General features: G+C 73.9%; 16 protein-coding genes and 1 pseudogene. 10 read left to right on the top strand and 7 right to left on the bottom strand.

Going from position 1 to position 16,857, the window contains the following annotated elements; translation table 11 throughout:
• Positions 1-58 precede the first annotated feature (58 nt).
• Complete coding sequence (locus DVR05_RS05735; protein WP_116244753.1) at positions 59-2,275, top strand: MMPL family transporter; 2,217 nt, start codon at positions 59-61, stop codon at positions 2,273-2,275.
• Positions 2,276-2,307: 32 nt separating this feature from the next.
• On the opposite strand, the gene DVR05_RS05730 is transcribed toward DVR05_RS05735, so the two are convergent.
• Complete coding sequence (locus tag DVR05_RS05730) at positions 2,308-3,024, bottom strand: GntR family transcriptional regulator (RefSeq protein WP_116244752.1); 717 nt, start codon at positions 3,022-3,024, stop codon at positions 2,308-2,310.
• Between the two features lie 162 nt (positions 3,025-3,186).
• Between DVR05_RS05730 and DVR05_RS05725 the strand changes: the two genes are divergently transcribed.
• The 5 genes and pseudogenes from DVR05_RS05725 to DVR05_RS05705 all read left to right on the top strand — a co-directional run.
• Positions 3,187-4,434: an NRAMP family divalent metal transporter gene (locus DVR05_RS05725; RefSeq protein WP_116244751.1), complete on the top strand. Its 1,248-nt coding sequence runs from the start codon at positions 3,187-3,189 to the stop codon at positions 4,432-4,434.
• A 95-nt stretch (positions 4,435-4,529) separates the two neighbouring features.
• Entirely contained in the window at positions 4,530-5,288 is a 759-nt protein-coding gene (locus tag DVR05_RS05720) for a LamB/YcsF family protein (protein WP_116244750.1), read from the top strand.
• A gap of 18 nt (positions 5,289-5,306) precedes the next feature.
• Positions 5,307-5,918 carry an allophanate hydrolase subunit 1 gene (locus DVR05_RS05715; RefSeq protein ID WP_116244749.1) on the top strand — a complete coding sequence of 204 codons (612 nt, stop codon included), beginning with the start codon at positions 5,307-5,309 and terminating at the stop codon, positions 5,916-5,918.
• A complete protein-coding gene (locus DVR05_RS05710; protein ID WP_116244748.1) occupies positions 5,915-6,769 on the top strand; it encodes a biotin-dependent carboxyltransferase family protein in 855 nt (284 codons plus the stop codon). Before DVR05_RS05715 ends, DVR05_RS05710 begins: the two co-directional genes overlap by 4 nt.
• A gap of 93 nt (positions 6,770-6,862) precedes the next feature.
• A pseudogene (locus DVR05_RS05705) lies at positions 6,863-6,973 on the top strand (DUF397 domain-containing protein); the annotation flags it as partial.
• A gap of 75 nt (positions 6,974-7,048) precedes the next feature.
• On the opposite strand, the gene DVR05_RS05700 reads toward DVR05_RS05705, so the two are convergent.
• Positions 7,049-7,720, bottom strand: a complete 672-nt coding sequence (locus tag DVR05_RS05700; RefSeq protein WP_116244746.1) for a hypothetical protein — start codon at positions 7,718-7,720, stop codon at positions 7,049-7,051.
• A 404-nt stretch (positions 7,721-8,124) separates the two neighbouring features.
• Here DVR05_RS05700 and DVR05_RS05695 point away from each other — a divergent pair, with 404 nt between their 5' ends.
• Together DVR05_RS05695 and DVR05_RS05690 are read left to right on the top strand one after the other, a co-directional pair.
• Positions 8,125-8,517, top strand: coding sequence for a peptidase inhibitor family I36 protein (locus tag DVR05_RS05695; RefSeq protein ID WP_232832003.1), 393 nt, complete (start codon positions 8,125-8,127; stop codon positions 8,515-8,517).
• A gap of 71 nt (positions 8,518-8,588) precedes the next feature.
• Entirely contained in the window at positions 8,589-9,464 is an 876-nt protein-coding gene (locus DVR05_RS05690) for a hypothetical protein (RefSeq protein WP_116244745.1), read from the top strand.
• A gap of 74 nt (positions 9,465-9,538) precedes the next feature.
• Here the strand turns inward: DVR05_RS05690 and DVR05_RS05685 are convergent, their stop codons facing one another.
• From DVR05_RS05685 to DVR05_RS05665, 5 genes are all read right to left on the bottom strand, one after another.
• The gene (locus DVR05_RS05685) at positions 9,539-11,263 is read right to left on the bottom strand and encodes a hypothetical protein (RefSeq protein ID WP_157982391.1); all 1,725 of its coding nucleotides are present in this window, start codon (positions 11,261-11,263) and stop codon (positions 9,539-9,541) included.
• On the bottom strand, positions 11,260-12,129 hold the full coding sequence (locus DVR05_RS05680) for an AfsR/SARP family transcriptional regulator (RefSeq protein ID WP_198659057.1): 870 nt from the start codon (positions 12,127-12,129) through the stop codon (positions 11,260-11,262). Before DVR05_RS05680 ends, DVR05_RS05685 begins: the two co-directional genes overlap by 4 nt.
• A 67-nt stretch (positions 12,130-12,196) precedes the next feature.
• The gene (locus tag DVR05_RS05675) at positions 12,197-12,853 is read right to left on the bottom strand and encodes a C40 family peptidase (protein WP_116244742.1); all 657 of its coding nucleotides are present in this window, start codon (positions 12,851-12,853) and stop codon (positions 12,197-12,199) included.
• A 166-nt stretch (positions 12,854-13,019) separates the two neighbouring features.
• On the bottom strand, positions 13,020-13,703 hold the full coding sequence (locus tag DVR05_RS05670; protein ID WP_116244741.1) for an ABC transporter ATP-binding protein: 684 nt from the start codon (positions 13,701-13,703) through the stop codon (positions 13,020-13,022).
• Positions 13,700-14,791: an ABC transporter permease gene (locus DVR05_RS05665; protein ID WP_116244740.1), complete on the bottom strand. Its 1,092-nt coding sequence runs from the start codon at positions 14,789-14,791 to the stop codon at positions 13,700-13,702. Before DVR05_RS05665 ends, DVR05_RS05670 begins: the two co-directional genes overlap by 4 nt.
• Positions 14,792-14,961: 170 nt before the next feature.
• On the opposite strand from DVR05_RS05665, the gene DVR05_RS05660 reads away from it, so the two are divergent.
• Together DVR05_RS05660 and DVR05_RS05655 are read left to right on the top strand one after the other, a co-directional pair.
• Complete coding sequence (locus DVR05_RS05660; RefSeq protein ID WP_116244936.1) at positions 14,962-16,206, top strand: sensor histidine kinase; 1,245 nt, start codon at positions 14,962-14,964, stop codon at positions 16,204-16,206.
• Positions 16,203-16,844: a response regulator transcription factor gene (locus DVR05_RS05655; RefSeq protein WP_116244739.1), complete on the top strand. Its 642-nt coding sequence runs from the start codon at positions 16,203-16,205 to the stop codon at positions 16,842-16,844. The genes DVR05_RS05660 and DVR05_RS05655 overlap by 4 nt, the downstream gene beginning before the upstream one ends.
• The last annotated feature ends 13 nt before the right edge of the window (positions 16,845-16,857 follow it).

The raw sequence follows: 16,857 nt of genomic DNA, 5'->3' as shown, positions 1-16,857 counted from the left end.
GTCGTGTCGAAGTTAGCTCGAAAAGCGAGATAATCGCTTTCAGAGCTATTGTTCGTCGATGCCGGAGGTGGGTGCGGTGAGGGCATGGCGAGGGGCGCCGGGCACCGGGCGCCGGAGGCGGCTGCCCGGAGCGGTGGCGGCCGTGACGGTGCTGGCGTGGATCCTCGGGGCGGGACCGCTCGGCTCGCTCCTCGGCGCTCTGGGCGACGTCCAGACCAACGACCAGAGCGCCTTCCTGCCGATCGGCGCGGAGTCCACGCGCGCGGGGGAGCTCGCCGAGGGGTTCGACCGCGGCGACGGCGTCCCCGCGATCGTCGTCTACTCCGGTGAGGACGAGCTGGACGGCGCCGACCTGGCGGCCCTGTCGGCGGTCGCCGAGGGCCTCGCCGACCGGCCCTGGGTGGACGGATCGGTCGTCGGCCCCCTCCCCGGTACGGAGGACGCCTCCGTCGCCCAGCTCATCGTGCCGATCGACGCCGGGGCGGACACCGGCCGGGCCGTCGGCGAACTCCGGGACGCGCTCGCGCAGGACCCGGTGGCCGGGCTCCAACCCCAGGTCACCGGACCGGCCGGGTTCGCCGCCGACCTGGGCGCGGCCTTCGGCGGCATCGACACGACCCTGCTCCTGGTCGCGCTCGCCGCCGTGCTCGTCATCCTCGTCGCCGTCTACCGCTCCCCCCTGCTCCCCCTCGTGGTGATCGTGGCCGCGCTCCTGGCCCTGGCCCTGTCCGGCGCGCTCGTGTACGCCGCCGCCGACGCGGACCTGATCACCCTCAACGGCCAGAGCCAGGGCATCCTCTTCATCCTCGTGGTCGGCGCCTGCACCGACTACGCCCTGCTCCTGGTCGCCCGTCACCGGGAGGAACTGGCGGTGCGGGACACCGCGGCGGAGGCCGTCGGCGCCGCCGTGCGCGGCGTGCTCGGCCCGATCCTGGCCTCCGCCGGGACCGTGGTCCTGGGGGTGCTCTGCCTCCTCGCCGCCGACCTGGCCTCCACCCGCGGACTGGGGCCCGTGGTCGCCGTCGGGATCGGCGCGGCGGTCCTGTCCGCGCTGACCTTCCTGCCCGCCGCGCTGCTCCTGCTCGGCCGGGCGGCGTTCTGGCCGCTCACCCCGCACCGCCGGGGGGAGCCGACCGGGCCGGAGGCCGACGCGACCCCGGGCGGGCACCGCCTGTGGGGCGCGGTGGCCGCCTCGGTCGGCCGCCGCCCGCGCGCCTCCTGGGTGGGCACCGCGGTCCTGCTCCTGGCCGCCGCGGTCTTCGCGCCGCGGTTCGACGCCGAGGGCAGCTCCCAGGCCGAGATCTTCCGGACCGAGGTGGAGGCGGTCGACGGACAGCAGACCCTGAGCCGTGGCTTCGGCACCGGCTCCACGGCCGCCCCGGCGCTGGTCGTCGCGGACGCCGACCACGCGGACGCCGTGGTCGCCGCCGCCGAGGGCGTTCGGGGGGTCACCGGCGCCGACGTGGTCGCCGAACCCGGCCCGCCGGGGAGGGAGGGCGCCCCGATCGTCGAGGACGGCCGCGTCCTGGTCGAGGCCGTGCTCGCGGCCCCTCCGGAGTCGGCCGAGGCCGTGGACACCGTGCGGGAGCTGCGCGACTCCCTGGCCGAGGTCGAGGGGGCCGACGCGCTGGTCGGCGGGGTCGCCGCGACCACCCTGGACACCCGGGAGACGGCGCGGCGCGACTTCACGGTGGTGGTCCCGCTCGTCCTCGCGGTCGTCTTCCTCGTCCTCATCCCGCTGCTGCGCTCGCTGGTGGCGCCCCTGCTGCTGATGGCGGCGAACGTGCTGTCCTTCGCCGCCGTCCTGGGCGTCGGCGCCCTGGTCTTCGACCACGTGCTGGACCTGCCCCCCGCCGACCCCGTGGTGCCGCTGTTCGCGTTCGTGTTCCTGGTGGCGCTGGGGATCGACTACAGCATCTTCCTCATGTCCCGGGCGCGGGAGGAGACCCTCGCGCACGGTCACCGCTCCGGGGTCCTGCGCGCCCTCACCGTGACCGGCGGTGTCATCACGTCGGCCGGCGTGGTGCTGGCGGCGACCTTCGCCGCGCTGGCGGTGATCCCGCTGCTGTTCCTGTTCCAGCTCGCCTTCCTGGTCGCCTTCGGCGTCCTGGTGGACACGCTGCTGGTGCGCTCGCTGCTCGTGCCCGCGCTCTCGCTGGAGCTGGGGGCCCGGACCTGGTGGCCGGGGCGGGCGGGCCGGGCCGTGCCCGAGGGGCGGGGCCGCTCCACCGATGTGGAGCGCGTTGAGCACACGGCGGGAGCCGACGCCCCCTGAGCCGTGCGGACCGGTCCGGGCGGCGGGCGGGGTCAGGCGCCGCCCGCGTCGCGCTCCATCGCGGTGAAGGCGGTGACGAGCTGTTCCTCGGAGGCGTCCAGGTAGCGGGACAGCTCGACGGCGGCGGCGTCGGCGTCGCGTTCGGCCAGCCGGAGGTGGATCCGCCGGTTCCAGTCCAGGTAGGGGGCGTGGAACTGCTCGGGCGCGTTCATCACGTGGAAGACCAGGCGGGTCTCGGCCAACACCTGACTCATGAACTCGTCGATCCGGGCGCTGCCCGCGAGCCCGGCCAGCGCCCGGTGGAAGTGCATGTTGGCCGTGCCCAGACCCCACCAGTCGGCCTTCTCGCGGGCCGCCTCGCCCTCCGCCACCGCGGCCCCGACGGCGGCGACCGCCGCCTCGGACGCGTGGCGGGCGCCCCGGACCGCGGGAAGCTCCAGGCAGCGGCGCGCGCTGAACAGGTCGCGTACGTCGGCGCTGGTGGGGCGGCTGACGAAGACGCCCCGGTGCATCTGGTGCACCAGGAGGCGCTCGCGTGACAGCAGGCGGAACGCCTCGCGCAGGGTGTTGCGGGAGACCCCGTACTTGCGGCTGAGCCGCTCCTCGGACAGGCGGGTGCCGGGGGCGAGCGCCCCGTCGATGACGAAGACCCGCAGCATGTCGGCGACCCGCTCGGCCTGGCTGGTGGCGCGGGCCAGGGCCTCCGGTGGCTCGGGGAGCCGGTCGATGAGGTCGTCCGTGGCCGTCACGCGGGGCTCCTTCGAGGGGCGGGATCGTCCCTTCCATGGTACGTACCGGCGGGTTGGATTTTACTGACCGGATCTTTACCGGTCTTGTTGGATTGAAGTATTGTTCAACAATCCCACGATGGTGTGGGTCACAGTCATCCCCCTCCACGCCAGGAGACCCCCGTGAAAGACACCTCCGCGCCCGCCCGGCCGCGCCCGCGTCCCGGCCGCGTCGCGCTCAACAGCGGGCTGCTCGGCGCCCTGTTCCTCATGGCCACCAGCGCCGTGGGTCCGGGCTTCATCACGCAGACCACCACGTTCACCGCCCAGCTCGGCGCCACCTTCGCCTTCGCGATCCTGGTGTCGGTCCTGGTCGACATCGCGGTCCAGCTCAACATCTGGCGCGTCATCGGCGTGGCGAACACGCGCGCCCAGGACCTGGCCAACCGGGTGCTGCCCGGGGCGGGCTACGTGCTGGCGGCCCTCGTCGTCTTCGGCGGCCTGGTGTTCAACGTCGGCAACCTCGCCGGGACCGGGCTCGGCCTGGCGGCGATGACCGGCCTCGACCCGCGCCTGGGCACCGTCCTGTCGGCGGTCCTGGCCGTGGTCATCCTCGGCGTCAGGCGGCTCGGCGCGGCCCTGGACCGGATCCTCGTGGTGCTGGGCGTGGCGATGATCGCCCTGACCCTGTACGTGGCGTTCGTGTCCCGGCCGCCCGTCGGGGAGGCCCTGCGCCAGACGGTGCTGCCGGACCGGCTCGGCACCGACGTCTTCCTCGCCACCGTCACCATCATCGGCGGCACCGTCGGCGGCTACATCACCTACGCGGGCGCGCACCGCCTGGTGGAGCTCGGCAAGGGCGGTCGGGAGAACGTCTCCGCCATCACCCGCACCTCCGTCACCGGCATCGTCGTCACCGGCGTCATGCGGATCGTGCTCTTCCTCGCCGTCCTGGGCGTGGTCGCGGGCGGCGCCGCCATCATGGACGCCGCCAACCCGGCCGCGGAGGCGTTCCGTGCGGCGGCGGGCGAGGTCGGGCTGCGGATGTTCGGCGTGATCTTCTGGGCCGCCGCCGTCAGCTCCGTGATCGGCGCCTCCTACACCTCGGTCTCCTTCGTCTCCACCTTCCACCCCGTGCTCACCCGGCGCCGCGGCGCGCTGGTCACCGGCTTCGTCGGCGTCTCGCTGGCGGTCTTCCTCCTCGCCGGACAGGCCCCCGCGACCCTGCTCGTCCTGGCCGGGGCGCTCAACGGAGCCATCCTGCCGGCCGGCCTCGGGATCATGCTGTGGGTGGCCACCCGCCGCTCCCGCGACCTGCTCGGCGGCTACCGTTACCCGCGCTGGCTGCTCGTCATCGGCTGGGCCGCCTGGGCGCTGACCGTGTACATGGCCTGGAAGGCGCTCGGAGGCATCGCCGCGCTCTGGCAGTAGGGCGACACACCCGACCCCGACCCCACCCGTACCCCGTCCGACCCCGTGTCCGGCCGGGAACCCGGGCGGGGCGCCACCCCTGAGGAGGACCCACGTTGCGCATCGACCTCAACGCCGACCTCGGCGAGGGCCACGGCCGCTGGGAGCTGGGCGACGACCAGGCGCTGCTGTCCATCGTCACCAGCGCCAACGTCGCCTGCGGCTTCCACGCCGGAGACCCGACCGTGCTGCGGCGCACCACCCGCGACGCCGCCGAACGCGGCGTGGCCGTCGGCGCGCACGTCGGGTACCGCGACCTGACCGGGTTCGGGCGGCGCTTCATCGACGTGCCGCCCGCCGAGCTGACAGACGAGATCGTCTACCAGCTGGGCGCCCTGTCGGCGTTCACGGTCCTGACCGGAGAGCGCGTCCGGTACGTCAAGCCGCACGGCGCCCTGTACAACGCGATCGTGCACCACACCGACCAGGCCGCCGCCGTGGTCGAGGCGGTCCGGGCCTTCGACCCCGACCTGCCCGTCCTCGGCCTGCCCGGCTCCGAGTTCCTCCGCCTGGCGGAGGAGACCGGTCTGCCCACCCACCGCGAGGCGTTCGCCGACCGCGCCTACACCCCCGAGGGGACGCTGGTCTCCCGCCGCGAACCCGGCGCCGTCCTGCACGACCCGGCCGAGATCGCCGAACGCTGCCTGCGTATCGCGCGCGGCGAGCCGATCACCGCGATCGACGGCAGCCGGATCCGGGTCGAGGCCGACTCGCTGTGCGTGCACGGCGACAGCCCCGGAGCGGTGGAGATCGCCCGCACCGTCGCCGACAAGCTGCGGGCCGAGGGCGTCACCCTCGCCCCCTTCACCGCCTGACACTGGGAGGAACCGAACGTGCGCGTCCTGACGTGCGCCGACACCGGGGTGCTGGTGGAGGTCGCCGACCTGGCGGAGGTGATCGCCCTGCGCGCCGCGCTCGCGGCGCGTCCCGTGCCCGGGGTCACCGACGTCGTGCCCGCCGCCCGCACCGTGCTGTTGCGGGTGGCGCCCGGCACGAACACCGACGCGGTCGCCGCCGCCGTCACCGCCCTGCCCCTGGAGGGGGCGGAGCGGGCGGTCGACGGCGGCACGGTCACCATCCCGGTCACCTACGACGGCGAGGACCTGGCCGACGTGGCCGCGCTGACCGGACTCACCCAGGCGGAGGTGGTCCGGGCCCACACCTCAGCCACGTGGACGGTCGCGTTCTGCGGTTTCGCGCCCGGGTTCGGGTACCTGGTCGGCGACGACCCGCGCCTGCACGTGCCCCGCCGCTCCGAGGCGCGCACCCGGGTTCCCGCCGGATCCGTGGCCCTGGCGGGGGAGTTCACCGGGGTGTACCCGCGCAGCTCGCCGGGGGGATGGCGGCTGATCGGCCGCACCGACGTACGGGTGTGGGACCTGGACCGCGACCCGCCGGGGCTGCTGCGGCCCGGCGTGCGCGTGCGATTCACGGAGGCGGCGTGAGCGAGCTGGAGATCCTGGCCACCGGCCCGATGACCACCGTGCAGGACGCGGGGCGGTTCGGCCACGCCGACCTCGGCGTGGGGCGCTCCGGAGCGGCCGACGCCGACTCCTACGCCCTGGCCAACCGGCTCCTGGCCAACCCCGTCGGCGCCGCCGCCCTGGAGGCCACCATGGGCGGTCTGCGCGTGCGCGCCCGCGGTCCGGTGACCGTGGCCGTCACCGGGGCGCCCGCGCCGCTGCGGGTGGACGGACGCGGCGCCGCCCCGAACACCGTCCTGCACCTGCCCGACGGGGCGGAGCTGTCGATGGGCGTGCCCGCCCGGGGACTGCGCACCTACCTGGCCGTGCGCGGCGGGGTGGACGTGCCCCCGGTGCTGGGTTCGCGCAGCACCGACGTCCTGGCGGGGCTCGGCCCGGCCGTGCCCGCCCCCGGCGACCTGCTGCCGGTGGGTCCGGCGCCCACCGGGTTCCCCCCGGTCGACCACGCCCCGACCGCCCCCGTGGGCGGTCCGGTGATCGACCTGCGGGTGGTGCTCGGGGCGCGACACGACTGGTTCACCGGGGAGGCCGTGGACACGCTGCTGTCCCGGGAGTACGAGGTCACCTCGCGCAGCGACCGGGTCGGCGCCCGCCTGACCGGGCCGGTGCTGGCGCGGTCGCGCACCGACGAGCTGCCCAGCGAGGGGATGGTGCCGGGGTCGCTCCAGGTGCCGCCCGGCGGGGAGCCGGTGCTGTTCCTGGCCGACCACCCGGTGACCGGCGGCTACCCGGTCATCGCCGTCGTGCACTCCACGCACCTGCCCCGGGCGGCCCAGGCCGCGCCCGGGACGCGGGTGCGGTTCCGTCCCTGAGCCCCGTCACCGCAGTCCCTGCGCGGGACCCGGCGGCACGGCGGCCCGGGCGCGGGCCGCGGGTGACGTGGCTTTGGGCGGCACAGGTCGAGCCGCAGCGACGGGGCGCATAACGGCGTGGAGGTCGCTGAAGGCCCAACTGCCGGAGTTCGGGACACGCGAAATCGGGCACTGGGTCATCTGGACGTTCCGGCCGGTGAGTAGGCCGCCGTAGCGGCCCCGGCGCGTGTCAGCGGGTAGAGGTGAGCCGACACCCGCCAGGGTCGGTGGCGGGGCCCGTCACATCCCCGAGCCGCGGGACGACACACGGGCGCGGCGCTGCGCGAGCACGCCCACGAGGGAGATCACCGTCGCGAGGAGCAGGGCCCACTCCAGCGCGGCCACCCACTGAGGAACCAGGGTCATCGGGAAGCCGTGCCCGTAGTCGCACGTCACCTGCTGTGGAAAGGGCTCGTACCGAAGGTTCGCCCCGTCGCCGGAAGACCTCGTGCCGAGCCCGCATCTGGTCGGGTCGACGAGTGTGGGAACGACGGTCGCCAGGAGTACGAGGACGTAGAGGTTCGCGAGCAGCGAGGGAAAGAGGACCGCGAAGGCCTGAAAGCGGCTGTCGAACCCCCTGTGCGACAAACCGACGAACTCCAGGGCGAACGCCAGCAGCGCACAGACCACGACGAGCATCACGCACGTCCACCACACGAACACCAGGACTCCCGCGCTGGAGATCGCCTCTCCACCGGGGTACACGCACGTCACGTTGGGCGGGTAGGCGGTCCGCTCCACCTCGTGCCATCCGCCGGGGCCGACGATCCCGTGCGCGCACCTCTCGTCCAGTTCCCCGACACCGGCCTTCACCCCGGCCACGATCCAGACCCCGACCAGGACGATCAGCAGGTCGATGGTCAGGGACCAGAAGAGATTCGCGGTGTTTCGTACCTTCTGTGCTGTCGGCATGGGGTCGGACCCTATCGGGAAGCGTCAGGACCGCCGTTCGTTCGGGGGTTCCTGGCCGGGAAGGACCGGTCGCGGTCTGTCTCCCGGCGCAGTGCCTCGCGCGGGCTCCGCCTGTCCCGACAGCTCACTCTGAGGCCGACGAACCCCGGCGCCGACCGATTCCGACCCGTGGCCCGAGTCGGGCGGTCGGATCGGGCTGGCCCGGAAGCCGCCGCACGACGACGCGCAGGCCCCACGTTGCGAAGCGGAAGACAAGCGAGAACAAAGCCGGTGACGACAGCGTGGTCTCCAGCGCCCGCGCATGACAGGGAGCACACCCGGCCGTGAGCCCGTCCTCCACCTGTCGGGCGCCTTCGGCCCGGGTTCACGTCTGTTCCATCGTGAAAGGGAGTCTCATGTCTGGAATGAAGCGCAAGATCACCACCGCTGGTGTGATGGCCTCGATCGCCCTGGCGGGCGTGCTCGGAGTCGCTCCGGCGGCCTCGGCCGCCGCTGCCCCCACGGTCGGGGCCCAGGCCAGCTACCTCTACATCTACGAGCACGACGACTACGGTGGCGGCTACGCCTACTTCTCCGGTAACGACAGCAACCTGTCGAACAACTGCTGGGCCGGTAGCGGCTGCCGTGGGGTCAACGACAACGCCAGCTCGATGAAGAACCGGACTGACAGAGGTGTCTCCATGTACGTGCACGCGGACTACAGGGGTCCGTCCTACTACGCGCAGCCGAACTCCTCCGACAAGGACCTGACCAACAACGGGTTCGACAACAACATCAGCTCGATCAAGTTCTGGTAGTCCGGAAACGGGTCGGGGGCGGATGCTGGACCTCCGCCCCCGCTTCTGATGTCGAGGAGCGGAAAACCCTCATGTCCAACCCACGTTCCCTCCTGGCGGCAGCGTCTCTGTGCGTCGTTCTCGGTCTCACCGCCTGTGGCGTCCGGGCTGACGAGGGAGCCGAGAATCCCGTACTCCCCTCCAGCGAGCGGGCTCGGTCGCTGGTCCTTCCCTTCGACGACCACACTCTCTCCCCTTTCGAGATACAGACGATCGACTACGCGGAGGACCTGATCATCCGTGACTGCATGGAGGAGCGCGGAATGGACTGGGAAGTCCTTCCGGTTCCGGAGGAGGAGAACACCGACCCTCCACACCGGCGGCGCTACGGCGTGATCGAACCCGAAGTGGCCGAAAACTACGGCTACGTGGCACCGATCGGATCCGAGGACGACAGGGCCCGGGCCGAGGTACGGGAGAGTCGTGGAACCCTGCCACGCGCGGAATACCAAGCGGCCTTCGGCGCCGACGGCGACGGCGGGTGCCACGGCGAGGCACGGGAACGCGTCACGGACGGTGTTCCCGACATGGACTACAACCTGTTGAACTCCTACATCGCCACGGGGTTCGACGCGTCGCAGGAGGAGCCCGAGGTGATCGGCGCCTTCGCTGAATGGAGCACGTGCATGGCGACCCGGGGCTTCGACTACGGAACACCTTTGGAAGCGGGAGACGACGCTCGTTGGGCGGCCAGGGAGAGTGAACCGCTCCCCGAGGAGATCGAGGTGGCGACGGCGGATGTGGCCTGCAAGGAAGAAGCCTCGGTCGTCGAGATCTGGCGGAGCGCCGAGGCCGAGGCGCAACGTGGTCTGATCGAGGAACACCCTGCGGATTTCGCTCTCTTCGCCCAGGTGCGCGAGGGTCTGTTGGAGAGGGCCCGAGCAGAGATCGAGGCGTTGGGCCCTTGAAGCTCATGGAACGCCCGATCGCCTGGCGGGCCCTCCACCGTGGGCGGGGCCGTGGCGGTGGGAGGAGAACGTCGTCAGGGCATGGCGGCGGTCCTGTCCGAGCGGGCGCGCAGCTCGGACAGCTGGTCGGCGGCCCGGGCTCTCAGGAGGGCGTAACCGTGTCGGTCCGCCACCGCCCGCGCCTGTTCGGCGAACCAGGCGGCGCGCTCGTCCCGGCCCAACCCGGCGCAGGCCGCCGCGCGGCCGATCAGCGCCTCGATCGAGTGCCAGTGCAGCCCGTCCCGTACCTGGTGCCGCAGGGAGTCGGTGAACAGCGCGTCGGCGTCGGCGTGCCGACCGATCGACAACTCGGCGCGCCCCCGGGCGTTGAGCGCGGCCGTCACGGCCCACGGCGTCCCCGATTCCTCCGCCGCCCGCATCGCCCTCCCGGCGTGGGCGAGCGCCGCGGCCGGGTCGTCGACGTCGCACAAAACCTGGGCCAGACCGGAGAGGGCGACCGCACGCGACGTCGGGCTGCCGATCCCCTCGGCGATCTCCAGCGCCTCCCCGGCGTCCCTCCACGCCGTGTCCGGGTCGCCCAGAGCGCGCCGGTTCCAGCTCATCTCGCACAGCAACCAGTGGAGCAGGGGCTCGGACCCCGACTCGCGGCACTCCTCGATCGACAGGGCGAGCTTCCGGTGCCCCTCCTCCACCTGCCCCATCCACCCGAGGATCGCCCCCAGATGCCCCCTCGCGGCCGCCGACCCGGACCGCCAGCCGATGCCCTCGGCCGTCCGCCACGCCCGCCCGAGCATCGGGACCGCCCTGGTGAGGTCGCCCTGGTGGGCGGCGGCCCTGGCCAGCCCGAGCAGGGCACGGGACAGTGTCCGGTCCGCCCCGGGCCCCCGGTGCGCGTCGAGCGCCGCGGTGAAGGACTCCCCTGCCTGGGTGGTGGGACCGAACCGTAGGTGGATCTCGCCCAGGAGCACGTGCATGGCGGCCTCCGCCTCCGGGGCCGCGCACCTTCGGGCGCAGTCCAACCCGGCCCGTGCGGTGGTCAGCCACGCGGTGTGCGGGCCGCCGTCCCGGATCAGGGGGGACAGTGCCCGGACGAGACGCACCACCTCCTCGGGACGACCGTGCTCACGGGCGTGGACGACGGTCGCGGTGATGTTCCCGCACTCCTCCCACAGGCGCGGTTCGGACCTGTCGACTGCGTCCTGGTAGTAGGCCAGCAGCCGGTGCGCGACCGACGCCCTCTCCCGGTCCGACGCGAGTTCGGCGGCGTGGGCCCGCACGAGACGCTGGAACCGGTACCGGCCGTCGGGGCCGCGTTCGACCAGGTGGTGGGAGCTCAGTCCGCGGAGCCCGTCCGCGGCCAGGTCCGGGGACACGTCGGCGACGGCCGCCGCGGTCCGATGCGTGACCGATCGCAGGGGAACCGTTCCCAGCAGCCGGAAGAGCCGGGCCACGTCCGAGGGCAGTGACCGGTAGGTGCCGGAGAAGGCCGCCGCCACGCCGCCGGAACCGCCGTCCTCGGAGAGGAAGGAGAACCGGTCGGCCCCCTGGAGGGCGTTTAGCGCCTCGGCGACGTCCCAGCTCCGGGTGCTGATGTTGGCGGCGGCCAGACGCAGCGCCAGGGGCAGGCGCCCGCAGTGCTCGCTGATCTCGGCCTCGGCCTCCGGCCGCCCCGCCAGGGCTTCGGCGCCGGTGACCGATCTCAGGAGTCGGACCGACTCCTCGGGACTCAGCACGTCGAGGCGGACGCGTCGCGCCCCGTGCCGCGCCACGAGACCGCTCAGGTCGCGTCGGCTGGTCACCAGGACCATGCTGCCCCGGCCACAGGGCAGCAGCCCGACCCGTTCCCGATCTCGGCCGGGCCGTCCTGAGTCCCGGTCGGTGCGGAATCCGGCGGCGCGGGGCCCGGTGTCGGGGGCGTCGTGGGCCGCGCCGCGGCCGTGTCGCGCAGGAGCCCCTGGTACAGCTCCTGGATCTCCGGCCTCGGGTCGCACCCGAGTTCCTCGGCGAGCCTCCGGCGCAGCCTCTCGTAGGCGTCCAGCGCCTCCGCCGACCTCCCGGAGGCGTGCAGCAGCCGGATCAGACCACCGTGCAGAGACTCCCGGAGGGGGTGGAGCCCGGTCTGCTCGGACAGCTCCGCGATGAGAGTGGGCTCGGGCCGACCGTCCCGTAGCGACAGGTCGGCGTACAGTTCCAGGGCGGTGAGCCGGAGTTCGCGCGCCCGCTCCCGCTCGGCCTCGACGCAGAGGGTGTCGGGGACGTCCGCGAAGGGTTCGCCCCGCCAAAGCGCCAGCGCGTCCGCCAGAAGACTCCTGCCCTCCGCCGAGTCCGGCGCCAGGCGGACCGCCTCCCGTAACCGGGTCAGGTCCGACGGGGCGGTCGCGAGGAGGTAGCCGCCCGGGTTCGTCCGAACGGTCTCGAAGATCTCGTCGGACCCGCCGACGGAGCGCAGCGTCGCGCGTAACCGCGAGGCGCGCACCTGGACGGCGTTGGCGGGGTTGGCGGGCGGGCGTTGTGGCCAGAGGGCGTCGGCCAGGTGCGGGGTGGAGACTCGACTACCCGCGTGGGCCAGCAGTTCGCCGAGGAAGAGCCGGTCCTTGGCGGCCCGTGGGGCCGCCGACACGTCGCCGTTCGTGATGCGAAGGGGGCCGAGTACGAGGAAGTCCACGCCGAGGATTCTCCCACAACGGGATGAACGGATCCTGGGCGTGGGCGGCGGTCGATGCCTTCTCGATCTACTCGATGAACCGGACCACGGTGGGCACGGGAGAACCGTGGGGCCCCTCGATCCGCGACACACGGACGCTGTCGGCGTCGCGCGGCGGAGCCGCCTCGATGATCCGGTCGCCGCCGGTGTAGAGCGCCACGTGTGTGGGCGGGGAGGGAGCGTCCTCCCAGAAAACCAGGTCGCCGGGCTTGCGCTGGTCGTAGGGAACCCGCCTGGCGGAGCCGTGCCGGTACTGCGCCTCGGGATGGACGCCGATGTCGATGCCCGCACCGGTCCAGAAGGCGTACAGCGTCAGTCCCGCACCGTCGAAGCCGAGGACGTCGTGGTCGTAGTGGCCGTCGGGGCTGGGGGAACTGATCCCGTAGGAGGGGCCACCGTAGCCGCCGGCGCCCCAGGAGTAACTGTAGCCTCGGCCGACCTGTGCCCGGGCGGTGTCGATCACCCGCCGGATCCGCTCCTCCGGGGTCCCCGAGACCGATCCGCGCGGGCCGCCGACGCGGCCGTGGCCCACGGCGCGCGCGGCGGCCGCGGGGCCGGGGCGGCTGCGGCGGTCCCCCGCGCGGAGGTGGTCGGTCGTCCCGGACCGTCGGCCGGAGCCGTGTGCCTGGTCGCCCCGTCGGGCGACGCCGATCGTGTCACCGAAATGTCGCGGTTTCCTGAGCATGACCGCCAGCGTCGGTGAACCGGCTGTACCGGGACTGCATCCCGGGTGCAGCGGGGGCACAGCGGCGGTGCAGACGCCCCGGGGACCAGATGGGGGACGGCGCCGCGGTCCCGCGCCCGTCGGCAGAACGTGGTCCCACCGGTGGGACGCGGCCGTCGGATCGGTGTCACCGGGTCCGTGCGAGGGCGGAGAGACGGCCGTCGCGCATCTCCAGCGTCCGGTCGGCCGCACCGAGGTGTTCGGTGTCGTGGGTGACCAGCAGGGTGGCCACGTCGAACGTCCGGGTGGCCTCGGAGAGCAGGTCCATGATCCGCGCTCCCCGATCGTGGTCCAGCGCCGCCGTCGGCTCGTCCACCAGCAGGACGCTCGGCCGCCCCACCAGGGCGCGGGCGATGTTTACCCGCTGGCGCTCACCCCCCGACAGCTGGTGCGGGCGCCGGTGCTCCCTGCCCGACAGCCCGACGGCGGCCAGGGTCTCCAGGGCGGCGGCACGCGACCGACGGGGTGGGCGCCCGCGCATGTGCTCGACCGCCTGGAGCTGTTCGACGGCGGTGAGCGACCCCAGCAGGTTCGGCTGCTGGAACACGATCCCCGCCTCCCGCAGCCGGAGGGCGGCCAGCTCCCGGGGCCGCAGGCCGAGCGTGTCGGTCCCGCCCACGGCCACCGCGCCCGAGTCCGGGCGCACCAGGGTGGCGGCCACCGCCAGCAGGCTCGACTTCCCCGAACCGGACGGGCCGACCACGGCGGCCAGCTCACCGGGGGACACCCGGACCGACACCCGGTCCAGGGCGGTCACCACCCCGTCGCCGTCGGGGAAGGTCAGGGTCACGTCGTGCAGTTCCAGGCTCATCGGACGCCTCCCAGGGCGGTCAACGGATCGACGGAGGTGACGCGGCGGACGGCCAGGACCGCGCCGAGCATGCCCAGCGCGACCATCGCGGCCACCGGCGCGAGGGTGGTCGTCGGGGCCAGCTCGAAGGGCACCGCAGACGCGGCCGCCGCGCCCAGCGCCGCACCCGCGGCACCGCCCACGGCGGCGCCCGAGACGAGGACGACGGCCGCCTGGGCGAGCGCGTCACGCAGCAGATAGCGGGTGGAGCCGCCGAGCGCCTTGAGGATCGCGACGTCCCCGGCGCGCTGGATCGTCCACACGGTCAGGAACGCCCCGACCACGAGCGCGGAGATCGCGTACAGGAAGCCCTGCATGGCCACCAGGGACCCGTTCTCGGAGGAGAAGGAGCCGATCGCGGTCAGACTGTCGGCACGGGTGACCGACAGCGTCCCGGCGGCGGCGTCGGCCGTCGCGGCGGCGTCGGAGGAGGAGACCCGGGCGGCGATGACGTTGGCGACCGGCGTGTCGGGGTCCCCGCCCCGGTCCGGGCGCGGGTCCAGGTCCCGCCAGGCGTCGATGTCGGCCCACACCACGGGCAGGTGGCTGTGGTGGCCGGTGTCGGCGACGTCGGCCACGGTCAGGTCGGTCCCGACGACGGTGAGCGTGTCACCGGGTTCGAGCCCGTACTCGTCGGCGAGGTCCCGGGAGACGACCACGCCGTCGGCGACGCCCTCCGGTGCGAGGCGCCCGCCCGCCGGGGCGGCCAGCAGCGCCACCGCCGAGGACGCGCCGCCGGTGAACTCCGCGCGGACGGTGGTCAGGCCCAGCGGCTCGGCCCACGCCACGCCGTCGGTACCGCGCCAGGCGTCGAGCTGGGCTCCGGTGACGGTGCTGTCGGCGTAGGACTCCTCGGGGTCGCCGTCGCCGGAGGTCCCGAAGGCGATGCGGCTGGCGGGCAGGTCGCGGATGGCCGAGGTGGACTGGTCGGCCAGCCCCGCCGTCAGCCCGGACAGCAGGACGACCAGCAGGGTGATGAGCGCGACGACCGACCCCATGAGGGCGAACCGCCCCCGGGCGAAGCGGATGTCACGAAGGGCGACGAACACGGCGGCCCTCCTTCCTGGGAACACATGAGTGGTGCATGTCCCCCAGGCTCCCCCGAGGCCGGGCTCGGCCGCATCGCCCGAAGGGAGCGCCCTCGGCGGGGCCGGGGTGGAGCGCGAACTCCACCGTTCGGTTGATGCGGGGCGGGCCGAGCACGCCGTACGCTGCGATGATGCGGTACGACGAAGGACGGGTCACCAGGGCGCCCGAGGTCACGACGGTGCTGCGCGCCCTCCGGCTGCTGCTGCACGCGTGCTTCCTGCTGCTGCTCGGGCTGGGCCTGGCCCGCTACCTCCTGCCCGGTCCCGACGCCGTGGCGCCGGGGCACCCGCTGTGGACCCGGTGGGCGGTCGTGGCTGGCGCGCTGCTGCTCGCCGCCGTCTACTGCGGGGGCGCGCTGGCGGCCCGGCACGGCGTGCGGCGCGGGCGCTCCCTGGTCTGGCTGGCCGCCGTCACCGCCCTGTGGGCGCTGCTGTCCCTGGCCGCCCCGGGGTTCGTGTGGCTGGCCTTCCCCCTGTTCTTCCTCCACCTGCACCTGCTGCCCGGCGCGCACGGCGTGGTGGCGGTCGCCGTGATCACCGCCGCCGCGATCGGCGGACAGGCCCTGCACGCGGCGGACGTCACCGCGGGGACGGTCCTGGGGCCGATCCTCGGCGCGGCGTTCGCCGTGGCGATCGCCGTCGGCTACGTGGCCCTGTACCGGGAGAGCGAGCGGCGGCGGGAGCTGATCGACACCCTCACCCGGACCCGCGACGCACTCGCCGAGAGCCAGCGGCGCGCGGGGGTGCTCGACGAACGCGAGCGTCTGGCCCGGGAGATCCACGACACGCTCGCGCAGGGCCTGTCCAGCATCGTCCTGCTGCTGCGCGCCGCGGAGAGCGCCCTGCCCGAGGCGCCCGACCTGGCGGCGGCGAGGATCGCGGAGGCCCGCGAGAGCGCCTCGGCCAACCTCGCCGAGGCGCGGCGGTTCGTCCGCGACCTGGCCCCGCCGTCCCTGGCCGGCGGCGACCTGCCCGAGGCCCTGCGCCGCCTGTGCGCACGGGTCGGCCGGGCCGAGGGGATCGACTGCCGCCTCCGCCTGGACGGGACGCCGACCGCGCTGCCGCCCGGCTACGAGGTGGCTCTGCTGCGCGCGGCGCAGGCCAGCCTGGCCAACGTCGCCGCGCACGCCCGCGCCCGGACGGCCGTGGTCACGCTCGGCTACCTGGAGGGGGAGGTCACCCTGGACGTGTTCGACGACGGGGTCGGGTTCGACCCCGGGCACACACCGCGCGGGGACGACGGCACCGGGTTCGGCCTGGTGGGGCTGCGGGAGCGGGTCGCGCTGCTCGGCGGGCGGCTCGACGTGGAGTCCGCCCCCGGCCAGGGCACCGCGATCGCCGTCCGCCTGCCGCTGACCCGTGAGGAGTCCCCGTGACCGAGACCCCGCTGCGCATCCTGCTCGTGGACGACCACCCGGTCGTGCGCCACGGGCTCACCGCGATGTTCGCCGACCGTCCCGACATGGAGGTGGTGGCCGAGGCGGCCGACGGGCGGGCGGCCCTGGACGTGTTGGCCGCCGGGACCGGCGTGGACGTGGTTCTCATGGACCTGCGCATGGGCGGGGGGATGGACGGGGTGACCGCGATCCGCCGGATCACCGAACTCGACGCCCCACCCCCCGTGCTCGTGCTGACCACCTACGACACCGACGCCGACATCCTGGCGGCGGTCGAGGCCGGGGCGACCGGCTACATGCTCAAGGACGCCCCGCCCGACCAGCTGTGCGAGGCCGTGCACGCGGCGGCGCGCGGACAGACGGCGTTGGCGCCCGACGTCGCCAACCGGCTCATGGCCCGGCTGCGCTCGCCGAGCCCGGCGCTGAGCGCGCGCGAACTGGAGATTCTGGGGCTGCTCGCGCGGGGGCTGTCCAACCGGGCGATCTCGCGGGAGCTGTTCATCAGCGAGGCGACGGTCAAGACCCACCTGGTGCACGTGTTCGACAAACTCGGTGTGGACAACCGGACCGCCGCGATCACCACCGCGATCCAACGCGGGCTGATCCGTGTGGAGTGAGCCGGTCCGTGCC

Source organism: Nocardiopsis sp. FIRDI 009 (assembly GCF_003386285.1).
GTDB lineage: Bacteria > Actinomycetota > Actinomycetes > Streptosporangiales > Streptosporangiaceae > Nocardiopsis.
This window is presented reverse-complemented; position numbering and strand designations above follow the sequence as displayed.